We start from the raw sequence: 12,044 nt of genomic DNA on the forward strand, positions 1-12,044 counted from the left end.
GTTAGTACTTACTATGGCTTAACCGCCTGGTAAGCATCAATAATATGCTTTACTTGGCTAGGTTTGCCTTGCTTCTCTTGTCCTTGATGGATACGTAAGTAGTGCTGCAATGTTTTGGCTTTGTATTGCTGTGATACCTTCACTTGTTCATCACAACTTGGTGTCCAGATCTTGTCACCGACGTTTGATATCTCGCTAACGGTTTGGCTCTTTTCTGAATCACCGCGACTATTACTCACCAATAAAATCTCGTAGTAACGACGGTTCTCTTCAATCAACACTTCATCAATAAGACCAAAATGGATCGCCTTTAAATGGCTTCTCAACTCGAATTGCTGATGCACCGGACAAAGCAAGAAATCGATCGCTTTGTCTGGGTGTTGACGATGAATATCATCGACGAGCTTTTGAGTAAGATCGCCACCGACGCCCGCAATAATCACCAGGTGTTTGCCAGTATGTTTCTCAAGCGGGATAGCGGCGACATCCATACAGTAGACTTGCCATTGGCTAGTCACTTTCTGTTCTGCTATTGCACCTTGCGGAAAGTAACGCGTAAGTTTGCTTTCCAAATCGCTCATAAGAGACGGGACAATATCGACAAAGTGAAGCTGAGGTGCTTTGTTATCCGACAACAGTTGAACACCCAAGAAGCCGTGATCACAACAACAGTCCCAAATATGTTGGTAGTCATTGCTGACAAGGGAATGGAGAGTTTGCAGTCGGTTACTTAGCTTCATAAGGCTCGTGTCGTTAGAAAAGGGGTATTGTCGTGTTGAACGCGCATTGTAATGACTTTCCATAAAAACAAAAGCACCTAGGGTATGAATCCTAGGTGCTTTGTAGTGGCTACAGAAATGTAAGTATAGGTTTACGATGCTTTGGCAACGGCTCTGATATGGCCTTCCACTCGGTTCTTACCAAGTTGTTGCGCGATAAGTTTCGCTTGTTCCGCCAGCGCTAAAGCTGAGTCTGTTTCACCCTCTATTTGCGAGTATCCCACGCTAACCCCTAGCGATAAGGTGATATCTGGAGTGACGATGGTTTTCTCCGCGATTGCGACTCTGCACTGGTCTAGCTGGAATTTGGCATCTTTCACATCATTGGCTTTGAATAATACTGCGAACTCCTTTCCTCCAACACGAGCCAAGCAAAGTCCCTTTGGCTTGGGGAAGTAACTGCGTATCGATTCTGCAGTCAGCTTGATCATCTTGTCGCCAACCGCTTCACCGTAGGCTCGGTTTACGTGGTCGAAGTTATCGATATCAAGCAGAGCGACATAGGTATCGGGCTCGCTCACGTAGTTTTCGATGGCGATGCTGAAACTGCTCTTATTGTCTAACTGCGTCATCAGATCTTTGCTGCTCAATTGATGTTGAAGCAGTAAGTTAGACAAAGAGACTTCAGTGTAATCACGGATCATTCGTAGAATACTCTGGCTGATCGGTAAGTTTACGTTTACGTACAACACTGCGATCAACTGCTGACGAGAGTGCAAAGGAATACAGTAATGACGTTGGTGTATTTTGAGTTTACACGCCAGTGGATCGGCGTACTTACCACTTCGGTAAGCCATAGTGTCCGGTGTAAATCGCTCTGCAAGGGCTTTGTCACAATGTACCGTGGATTTGTTTCCGTGATAGTCGATGGTACTGAATGCGTGGTTCTCAAGCTGATAGAGACAGAATTGAATGCCTTTTTGGTAGGTGAAACTATCCAGTATGGATTTTAACTCTCGCTTAAAGCTTACAAGGTCATCGACTTTATTCAGTTGCGACAAGGACACGTTCAAACGATAAGCCAGATAGTTGGCACCAATCCACAATAGCAGGAGTGAGCCCAGTACTAAGCCCGTCAACGTAAATTGATGTGAGCTGGTTAAGATGTCATGGCGGTCAGTGCCCGCAATGAACACCCAATTTAAGCTGTTGTCTGCGTCAAATACCGATATTTTGAAGTTATCTTGATAGTAATATTCGTGCTTACCAACGGTTTCACCTTGTGAGAGTTGGTGGCTGATCCCTGCATGGAAGCTGATGGATTTAGAACCGATACGCTGTGGATCCGGGTGGAATACCAGTCGCTCTGTTGCTCTGTCTACAACAAATACATAGCCATTATTAAGCGTTTTTAAATCTCTTAAACCTTGCGTGGTATGCATTAAATCAAACTCAATCCATATTTCTTCGTTGAGCTTTTCTGCAGTGTGTTTAACGGCGAAAACCCATCGTCCATCGGCTTTTTGGTAAACGGAAGAGATGTAAAAATCTTCTACAACACCGTCTATTGAATGCCATTGTATTGTGGCGATTTGTTCATTGGAAAGAGGAAGGCCACGAGTGGAGACATAATGTTGGGAGTTAGGTTGGTATCGAACGATATCGGAGAAATTTGGTGTTCTTCTTAGAATATTATCACTCAATTCTCTGAATTTTTTATCACCGATTGGAGCCGTTTTAGGCAAGCCTAGACTGGTTTCTAAAAAATAGAGTTTGCCGAATGTGGCTTCGATGTTGGAACGAATGGTAGAGCTTGCGATACGAATGTTTGATGATGATTGTTCTGTTGCTGCTGTTTCTACTTTTTCAAGCTGAGTCATAGCAAGATAGAGCATCCCTCCAGTTAATAAAATAATGTATGGTTTAAAAAGCCGAATTAATGTTTTAGGTAAAGCCATGATATCCAAAGACGTTATAGATTCATTTTTATAGTACGGCAATACTAAACAGTTTCATTAACCACATCAATGCAAATGATTCCATATGGATGAATGATTTTTGTGATATTCAGCTAACAAAAAAGCCAGCTGTAAATATAACTGGCTTCTATGGTTTTCGGTGTTTTATTAAGCTGACTAAGCTTTTGCTTTAATCAAATCAGCCTGATCTGGCGAATAGTGCAAAATTGCCATCGAAGTTGGCGACAACAACATTTCACCTTCTGCATGACCGGGTTTAACGTTTCGCGAGTTGGTATCACAGATGGTTACCCAGTTTTGTTCACGGTCATTCGGTAACGAGAAACGTGCTGGCGCATTGGTTTGGTTGATAAGATAAATTAACTCGTCGCCATCTTTACCAATACCTAAATGCAAAGCGACTGAGCTTAAGCGGTTCCAGTCGTCATGCTCCATAAGTGTGCCATCGACACGGCTCCAGAAGATGCGGTTAGAGTTACGCTTTTCGCCACTGAATGCCTTAATAAACGGCACCATGTATTGCTGACGAGCAGAGATCATTTCAGATAACCAAGTCTTGAAGTAAGTCTTGCGCTCTGAATCTTCCCAGTTAAGCCAGCTGGTCACGCCATCTTGGCAGTAAGCGTTGTTGTTACCTTTTTGAGTATGAGATAACACATCGGCCGTCAAAATATGAGGAATACCAAAAGCAAACAGCAGGCTCGCCATGAAGTTGCGTTTCTGCTTTTCACGTGTTGCGATAACTAACAGGTTTTCGGTTTCACCTTCAACACCGTAGTTTTCAGAACGGTTATCACCATGCCCATCGCGGTTATTCTCACCATTTTCTTCATTGTGCTTGTGCTTGTACGAGACAAGGTCCTGCATGGTGAAGCCATCATGGTAAGTGATGTAGTTGACGGTTAATTTGTAAGGCCAGTGCGCTGCACTGTAGATATCACGAGAGCCCATTAGGCGTGTAGCAAACTCTTTTAGGTAACCCTGATCACCGCGCCAGAAGCTACGTGTGATGTCTCTCAGCTTGTCATTGCATTCATTCCAACCAAGCGGGAAATTACCCACTTGATAACCATTAGGACCAATATCCCACGGCTCTGCGATTAACTTAGTTTCTTTAAGTACAGGGTCTTGAGCTACGGCTTTAAAGAAAGCAGCCTCAGGGTTGTAGTTGTCACCTTCGCGCCCCAGTGTCGCTGCCAAGTCAAAACGGAAGCCGTCGACTTGGAATTCGCTTACCCAGTAACGAAGCGTATCCATTACTAAGTTGAGTGCTGGCTGGTGGGTAAGGTCGACGGTGTTTCCACAGCCAGTGAAGTTCGCGTAATGGCAGCCATGTTTAATGTAGTAGCGGCTATCGAGTGCTTTTAGGTTGAAGGTGGTTCCGCCTTCCCCACCTTCTGCTGTGTGGTTGTACACCACGTCTAGAATGACTTCGATGCCATTGCGGTGCAGTTCGCGAATCGCAGTCTTTAACTCGTTTACGGCATCTTTCTCTGCGTAGCGAGGGTCAGGCACCATAAACAAGTATGGGTTGTAACCCCAATAGTTCACTTTACCCATGTCTAATAGGTGTGGTTCATGCATGCATGCGGCAATGGGCAAAAGCTGTAGAGAGTTGATATTTTGCTGTTTGTAGAACGCAAGCATTTCAGGGCTCACTAACCCTAAGTAGCGTCCTTTAGTATTGGCAGCCACTTCTGGGTGCAGTTGAGATAGACCTTTTACATGCGTTTCAAAAAGAACGGTATCTTCGCGGCTAATGCGTGGCTTTTCTACATCTTGCCAATCGAAGGTGTCATCAACAACGACACATTTCGCCATAGCAAAGCTTTTTTCATTGGTATATGGCGTGACGTAATCGAGCGGTTCGCTTATTGCTTTGGCATACGGGTCTGAAAGCAGGATAGGGCCATTGTCCGTTTCGGCAATGAAGCCGTATTTTTGCCCCGCTTTAATACCATCAATAAAGACATATCTGATATCAGCGTATTCATTTTCCAATTTATAAGTGGTGAATTCGTCGTTCTCGTCAAAAAGAGCGAGTGAAAGAGATTTACAGTCAGGAGAATAAATAGAGAAGTTGCAGCCAGTGTTACCTAGCGTTGCGCCTAGCGGATAAGGGCGAGCGAGCGTTCTAGTCATTGCTTGATTTCTTGTTCGTTTATCGACATCAGTGAACTATAAGTAAAAAGCTTTGTCACAATAAGGTCAAGCAACTTCACAGATTAATTACGGTAAAAAAAATAATTCATCGATGAAGTTCAAATTATATATTTGAGCTAGATCTCACTTATGTTGAATAATTAGATCTGTGTGCTGTCTACTCCTCCTATATTAAGTGATCTACCTCTTTAAAACACCATTCTGTATATTTTCTACTCCCCTCTAGTCCCCCTTAATTAACTTAGGGGCGGAGGAAGTCAAACTTGTCATCCCCTCTTAATATTGACCCCGTTGAAACGAATCAGGGGAAACCCTAAACCTCTCTATCTTACGACTACCATAACTGCCTTTGGTTGCCGCAAGAGAGCAAAAATATAAAAACCTAAAATAAATCGTCCTTAATGGAGTTAAGAATGAAAAAAGTAAGTTTGATTGCTGCTGCAGTGGCAACTACGTTAGCTGCTGGCTCTGCGTTCGCTGTAGATTTTAATGGCTACATGCGTGCTGGTACTGGTATTAGCGGAAATGATGGTGGTGACGTTTCATTCATGAAGAATGGTATTGGCCGTCTAGGTAATGAAAACGACAACTATTCTGAGTTTGGCTTAGCTGAAGAACTAAAAACTGGTGAGCAAACCTGGCGTTTAGAATCAATGATCGCTTCTGGTGCTGATGGCGCAAATGGCTGGGAAGACGGTGACTTTAACGTCGCTCAGTTCGCTGTTAAAGCAAAAGGCGTTCTATCTTTCGATGAAGAAGCGACTCTTTGGGCTGGTAAAACATACTACCAACGTAAAGATATTCATATTACTGACTTCTACTTCCTAAATACATCAGGTACTGGTGGCGGTATTGAAAATATTTCAGTTGGTAACCAAAAACTTTCTTTAGCGATTATTCAAGATGGCGAAGATGATAATGGTGCTGGTTACATGGCTGATGCTCGCCTAGCAAATATCGGGCTATGGGAAGATGCTAGTTTAGAGCTTGGAGTTGTTTACAACTTCGGTACTGAAAACAAGAATGGCAAATACGATGGCGATGACGGCCTACTTGCTACAGGTATCATCCACCAAGGTATGAGCAATGGCTTTAACCAAACGGTCGTTCAAGTAGGTACGGCTGGTTACGGTGTTCAAATGGCTAATTTGTGGGGCTCTGGTGCTTATTATGACCGCTCTGGAGACCAGGATGATGGTTTCGGTTACCGAATCCTTAACTGGGGTGTAATGAACCTTGGCGAGTCTTGGGAAATGGGTCACCAACTTGCCTACTTAGCTGGTTCTGATATCGGTGCTTCAAAGCAAGACATCAACCAATATTCTGTAGTTGTTCGTCCAATGTACAAGTGGAACAACACTATGCGTACTATTTTTGAAGCTGGCTACAATGCGGGTGAGCAGATTAATCAAGCTGGCACTGGTGTAGAAGATTTTGGTGGCGCTAAATTTACTGTTGCTCAAGCATGGGCAATGGGTGACAGCTTCTGGGCTCGTCCTGAAATCCGCGTATACGGTAGCTACCTGATGGATCTAGAAAACGATTCATTCGGTGAAGTTAAAGAAAATGGTGTTGTAAAGGCTAAAGGTGCTGACAACGATTTCGTTGTTGGTATCCAAGTTGAAGCTTGGTGGTAAGCCACTTAGCTTAAAATCCTAAACTGTCCTAATTCATAGCCGGCTTACGTCGGCTATTTTTTTAAGGAATGTACGATTAGTAAAAAGGTTTCCTAGGTTAATTATTTTCGTTATGGTAATTAACTAAGTAAATTTCTTAAAAAAATAAAAATAAGGAAGAACTATGTATTTTCGCGCTCTGATGTTGAGTGGTTGTGTTGCATTGGCTGGTTGCCAATCTGCGCAAGTAGTAGAGCAAGTGCAAGTTGCACAAGCTGAACAAGTTAACTCTATTGCTGGTCTTCAATTTGCTCCTATGAAGCTACCAAGTTCGGCAATTTTTGATGTGACACCAAATAGCCAAGTATTAAATTACCAAGGAATAAACAGCCCTGTAGTCGCGGTTGAACTGCCTGCAGATCGCGGTGAGTACTCGATTAATATCACGAGCATTATCGGCGACACAGCGTTTGTTCCAAATGCGGTCATCTATGACGAAAACGGTCGTGAGCTAGAGCGTTATGGTAAAGAGAGCTTCGAATACGCAAAACCAAGACTACACTTAGGAAACCGCCTCGTTGCTGAGAACGATTTTTACCCACCGACAACAGCAAAATCAGTTTATTTAGTTATCTATACAGATCAAGCTGATCTTGGTGGTTTTACTGATGTGATCCATCCTGCTCGCTTGGACGCGGAAGGCCGTGGTAATTATTTACCTGAAGTAAAAGATATCCCGATTCCAAATGCTAACGTTGGTAAGATAGAAGTTACAATCGATAAAGCGAGCTTCTTCTCAATTGGTTCATCAAACAGTGAATCTAATGCTAAACCTGCTGTTGCTAAAATCGATACTATTCAACCTCAAACGCAAACCTACTATCACAATGCGATTCAAACAGCTGTAACTGAAGACAATATTCCTAAAGCTCTTAGCTTATTAGATGAAGCAAAAGCCCTTGGTATTGAAGGTGCACAAGAAGCCTTTGTGCGAGCCGTCAACGCCAAGTAATATAGATAAAGGGTTCCTTTAAAAGTGCAATGCTTGTAAGTTAAGCATCGGTTAGCATCTTCTAAGGAACCCTATCGAATACCGCTTTAATGTATATGCTTTTTATTTGCAATGTTCAGCAACTTTCTCGCCTAAAGGGACTTCTGTATTTTCGCATTTTGATACGTGACCAGTAGTCGTTTCCCCTGCTTTATCCGTTTCCATATATTGATCAACATTACCGTTGCTTTCAAGTGTTTGCAGTGCCTGTTTGTGCGCGGCATTTTCAGCTTGTATTTGTTGCGTTGTTGCAGTGCTAGGAGTATGTGCCAGGGCGCGAGCAGCGTCGGTAGATTCTACAAGATCAGTGGTATTAGCCAAAGCCATCCCGCCCATCAATGCTGTAGTCACGATGCCCATTTGGATGGTTTTGATGATATGTTTACGGTTCATGGAAGTTTTCCTAATCAAAATTTAACGACACCGCAAACAACTGCGGTGTTTTGCTGTTGATAGAATATTACATCGAGAATTGAATGTATTTTAATCGTAATTGTAGGGCGTAACCCTTCAAAAAAGGCTGCCAGGATTAATTCTGTTCACTTAAGGGAGAGCGGCATTCCTACTATGATATATCGTTAAGATCTGGTTTTAACGGTTCTAAGGAATATCCTTTCCCTTTAGTTCTAAGTTTTCAGCCATGTAATCGAATGTAGGGGCTATAAAGTATGGTTGGAAATGCCCCGAATTTTAATGGGCGATGCAGTTGTTTATTATTTGCTTAAATCTGCTGGGTTCAATAGTTGTAAAAAAGGGAGACTGACGTCTCCCAAAGGCTAGCTTTCGCTTGTTTTATTATCTGTTACTTGAACCTAAGCTTGGAGCTTAATTCTTAGTGACAGATACCACAGCTTTGTCTACATTGTCGTCAAGCTCGTGAATGGCATTCAAGGTGAAGGTGTAGCTGCCCGCTTCCGTTACGCTCAATTGGCAATTGCCACCTGTGCCAATATCGATTGACCCGCTTGCAAGCTCTACAGAATCGCAACCAAAGTTAGGTGTTTTCCAATCAGCATCTGCAAACTTGAAGCCATAGTTACCTGCTTCCAAATTGCCTGTTACAGAATAAACCCCATTAGCAACAAAGCTCATCGCCCAATCATCAACAGGGTTCCAACCATTCATATCACCACGCACGTACACGGTTGTTTGACCGTACGGAGGAATGCTAGATACATCCTTGTCTGAGTTATCAACCGGCAAACCAGCGCCTTGAGCACCGTTTTGTGCTTGTACAAACACAGCTGTCGTTAGTGCCGGAACTGTGAATGATTCATTAGCAAAGCTTGCACCTTTCACTGTGTCGTCAGCCGAGTTTTGTTGAACGTCATGAAGTGTAAAGCCGGTTGCTCCTGTGATTTTGAATGATTGAGATTTATTAGTTGAGTTTACAACTGCCACAATCGCATCATTTGCAGGGTCAAGATCGTCGCCCGCAGACACGCCATCATCGATCGACATGACAATCAGGCCTTCGACTTGATCTTCGCCAACGTTACGGAAGTCGACACGCTTCATAACTTCGTCAGCTGTATCTAAGCGGAACAGTTCGCTTGAGCTACGGATCTTTAATAGCTCTAGGAATTGCTGCTTAGTCAGCTCAATGTCGTCTGAGTCTGGTTTAGCCGCGCTGTCAGCAATGATTGTTTTGATCAGATCCCAGTTTGCACCATCTTTATCTTCACGAGGTAAGCCAACATTCCAGTTGTTGTCCGTCCCATCAAACATGACGCGGTTGTACCAGTCACCAGAATCGTAAGAATCGCGCTGCATAGACTTAGATCGTAGCAGTTCAGAACCCATATGGATGAATGGTATGCCTTGGCCTAGCATCACGGTAGAAAGCGATACAGACTGCATACGCGCACGCTCTGCAGAGCTAGTACCAGTGGCGATCTTGTAAGCGTTGTTATCCCAAAGTGTTTGGTTATCGTGTTTGGAAACGTAAGAGATGTTCTCGGAAGGCATCTTGGTGTAACCAGCTGGCGCGCCGTTGTAATCAACGTTTTTACCCAGTTTGGTATCGCCTTTGTAATCAATCAGTACGTATTCTGCGAGGTTACCTGCCATACCTAAACGAACAAGGTCTTGGTTATGTAAACGACCATTGATCGAATCTTGATCAACTTTGGTTTCTTCGTTGGCAATCGCTGCGTTACCAAAGCCTTGGTTAAAGCGAAGTGGGTGGTTCCCTTCTGAGTCGACACCACCATCGAATGGGCTACCACCACGAACGGCGTCACGCAAACGGTCTGAGAAGGTACCGATTTCTGTACCTGCCATGTTGATTTGGTTCGCTTGATCGAAGCGGGCGTTGTTGGCGACTTCACCAAAGTCCCAGCCTTCCCCGTAGAACAGAGTATTCGGGTCGATTTTGCGCACTTCTTCCAATGCTTCGACCATTACATCTTTTGGCTGGTGGCCCATCAAGTCAAAACGGAAACCATCCACTTTGTAGTCGTCAGCCCACACCTTAAGTGAGTCGACCATCAATTTACCCATCATCAGGTTTTCGGTCGCAGTGTTGTCACAACAAGTCGAGTTTTCTACGCCACCAGTGTTGACGTTAAGACGGTGGTAGTACCCAGGGACAATCTTATCCAGTACCGACTTATCGTTCACACCAGACGCATTGGTGTGGTTGTATACCACGTCCATGATCAGCTTAAGATCCATGTCGTGCGTAGCTTTGACCATCTGACGGAATTCGAGAATACGCTGAGAACCATTAGGATCGGTCGCGTAACTTCCCTCAGGAACTGTGTAATGGAATGGGTCGTAGCCCCAGTTGAAGCTATCAAGCATACGAAGGTCATTCATTAATGCTTGTGCGTCACCCGTTGAAGGGTCATAACCATCGAGTACGTCTTCGATGACTTTGTTTTCGTCTTCGCTTCCACATAAGGTAGCTGTCGGTTTTACATCACACAGTTTTCCTACGGTGTCGGTGATATCAACACGGCTCGCGGCATCTTCATCGACGGTAGCGATATCAAATGCTGGTAAGATATGCAGCGTAGTTAAACCTGCTTCTTGGAGAGCTTGTAGGTGTTTGACCGACTCACGATCGGCTTCTGTAAGAGCGAGGTACTTGCCATTTAGGCTAGCTGTGCCGAGCTTATCGCTGAAGCTAAAGTCACGTAGGTGTGATTCGTAAAGTACGTGGTCTTCGTCTTTCTCTACGGTTGGTCGTTGGTAGTTGTCCCAGTTCGCTGGTTTCAAGGTTGAATCATTCAGGTCAATCACTTGAGAGTATGCTGAGTTCTTTGACAAACTGAGAGAGTATGGGTCTGTCACAAGGCGAGTTTCGATATTGCCTGTGGTTGGATGGTAGACCTTCACTTGGTAACGATAGTAACTGTTGACTGCATTAGACACCGCGTCAGTCGCCCAAATGCCTGTCTCAGTGTTTTCCGTCATCGGGATTACTTGTGAACTAAGCAGATCTTCACTGTATAGAACGAGTTCTACATCTTGCGCGGTTGGTGCCCAAAGCTTGAAGGTCGCCGCACTGCCTTCAACAATTGCGCCTAGTTCTTCAGCCATTGCATTACCAGCATCTTCGCTAGCAAATACCGCATCAAGCACACCAGGTTTTTGAACCTCAGTTGAAGAGATAACATCGCCATTGGCATTGTAGGCAACAAAAATTATCTGAGATTTTAAAATAGTGCGAAGTGTGCTGTCGTCAACATCGATAGCTAGGGCAGGTAAGCTTGCAAGGTGTCGGAAACGCTCTTTCAATTCAGAAGATAGTTCTCCGTCTTTGCTTAGTTCAATTGCAGTTCCACCGACAATCTCTTTGTCATCGTTCATTGTGATGCTGTTGTCTAGTGCATAGAAAAGCTTCACAGAGTCTGCATTGCTAGCCGCTTCCCAACCAATTGTGGTTGCATCTAGCCAGTGTGCTTTTTGACCATCAATATTGACTGGTCGCTCTGAAATAGGGTCGTAGTACAACTCGCTGCTGCCATGGAAACCAAATACGCCTTGTGAATCGCCAAGCTTAGTTAACTCGACTTTTGAGTTCGCACTGCCAAATGCTTTCTCATCACCATTGTGCAAGATGAAGTTCATGCATTTGTGTGGGTCAGAGGCATCTGGGTCAACTTTCAACACATAATAGGCACCGTAAGTATCGCTGATACCATCATATTCGTAAGGGCTGTTCCAGTCGGTTCCGGTTTCACTTAATCCCATGCCGACTAAATCTGTGCTGGTACAGCCTTCACCATTCCAAAGGTGCAGCCCCCAACCGTCGTAAGTTGAGCCAGATGAGCTGGCAGCGGCAACATCGCGTTTGTAGTAAATAACGACTTCGTTTTCAGCTGCAGGGTATAAACCACTGTTGCCAGGGGCTGTACCGTTGTCGCTATCATTATCACTACCACAACCCGCGATCAAAGTAGCGGTGAAGAGCGGTAACATTGCTTTGGCCAATGTAGAGCGTTTGAAGCTCTTCTTTTTGGTATTGTTGAAGGTATTTCGTAGAGAGATAATTTTATTAATATTTATG

7 protein-coding genes are annotated in these 12,044 nt (G+C 44.1%); 2 read left to right on the forward strand and 5 right to left on the reverse strand.

What is annotated here, in order from left to right:
- Positions 1-11 precede the first annotated feature (11 nt).
- From AB4517_RS16115 to glgX, 3 genes are all read right to left on the reverse strand, one after another.
- Positions 12-740: a tRNA (adenine(22)-N(1))-methyltransferase TrmK gene (locus tag AB4517_RS16115; RefSeq protein WP_017069730.1), complete on the reverse strand. Its 729-nt coding sequence runs from the start codon at positions 738-740 to the stop codon at positions 12-14.
- Between the two features lie 131 nt (positions 741-871).
- Positions 872-2,614, reverse strand: a complete 1,743-nt coding sequence (locus tag AB4517_RS16120) for a diguanylate cyclase (RefSeq protein WP_102398418.1) — start codon at positions 2,612-2,614, stop codon at positions 872-874.
- Positions 2,615-2,854: 240 nt separating this feature from the next.
- A complete protein-coding gene (gene glgX / locus AB4517_RS16125) occupies positions 2,855-4,840 on the reverse strand; it encodes a glycogen debranching protein GlgX (protein ID WP_104216189.1) in 1,986 nt (661 codons plus the stop codon).
- Positions 4,841-5,274: 434 nt separating this feature from the next.
- Between glgX and lamB the strand changes: the two genes are divergently transcribed.
- Together lamB and AB4517_RS16135 are read left to right on the forward strand one after the other, a co-directional pair.
- Positions 5,275-6,498 carry a maltoporin LamB gene (lamB, locus tag AB4517_RS16130; protein WP_372148720.1) on the forward strand — a complete coding sequence of 408 codons (1,224 nt, stop codon included), beginning with the start codon at positions 5,275-5,277 and terminating at the stop codon, positions 6,496-6,498.
- Positions 6,499-6,661: 163 nt separating this feature from the next.
- Positions 6,662-7,489: a MalM family protein gene (locus tag AB4517_RS16135; protein ID WP_372148723.1), complete on the forward strand. Its 828-nt coding sequence runs from the start codon at positions 6,662-6,664 to the stop codon at positions 7,487-7,489.
- Between the two features lie 102 nt (positions 7,490-7,591).
- On the opposite strand, the gene AB4517_RS16140 is transcribed toward AB4517_RS16135, so the two are convergent.
- Positions 7,592-7,921: a hypothetical protein gene (locus AB4517_RS16140; RefSeq protein WP_017058851.1), complete on the reverse strand. Its 330-nt coding sequence runs from the start codon at positions 7,919-7,921 to the stop codon at positions 7,592-7,594.
- A gap of 432 nt (positions 7,922-8,353) precedes the next feature.
- Positions 8,354-11,956: a pullulanase-type alpha-1,6-glucosidase gene (gene pulA, locus AB4517_RS16145; protein WP_372148726.1), complete on the reverse strand. Its 3,603-nt coding sequence runs from the start codon at positions 11,954-11,956 to the stop codon at positions 8,354-8,356.
- Between the last annotated feature and the right edge of the window lie 88 nt (positions 11,957-12,044).

It is taken from the genome of Vibrio sp. 10N.222.52.C3 (assembly GCF_041474195.1).
Classification (GTDB): domain Bacteria; phylum Pseudomonadota; class Gammaproteobacteria; order Enterobacterales; family Vibrionaceae; genus Vibrio; species Vibrio crassostreae_C.

What these genes read in the sequence shown, in the direction of transcription:
- AB4517_RS16115 (WP_017069730.1), bottom strand. Translation starts at nt 740, where the DNA reads ATGAAGCTAAGTAACCGACTGCAAACTCTCCATTCCCTTGTCAGCAAT.
- AB4517_RS16120 (WP_102398418.1), bottom strand. Translation starts at nt 2,614, where the DNA reads ATGCTCTATCTTGCTATGACTCAGCTTGAAAAAGTAGAAACAGCAGCA.
- glgX (WP_104216189.1), bottom strand. Translation starts at nt 4,840, where the DNA reads ATGACTAGAACGCTCGCTCGCCCTTATCCGCTAGGCGCAACGCTAGGT.
- lamB (WP_372148720.1), top strand. Translation starts at nt 5,275, where the DNA reads ATGAAAAAAGTAAGTTTGATTGCTGCTGCAGTGGCAACTACGTTAGCT.
- AB4517_RS16135 (WP_372148723.1), top strand. Translation starts at nt 6,662, where the DNA reads ATGTATTTTCGCGCTCTGATGTTGAGTGGTTGTGTTGCATTGGCTGGT.
- AB4517_RS16140 (WP_017058851.1), bottom strand. Translation starts at nt 7,921, where the DNA reads ATGAACCGTAAACATATCATCAAAACCATCCAAATGGGCATCGTGACT.
- pulA (WP_372148726.1), bottom strand. Translation starts at nt 11,956, where the DNA reads ATGTTACCGCTCTTCACCGCTACTTTGATCGCGGGTTGTGGTAGTGAT.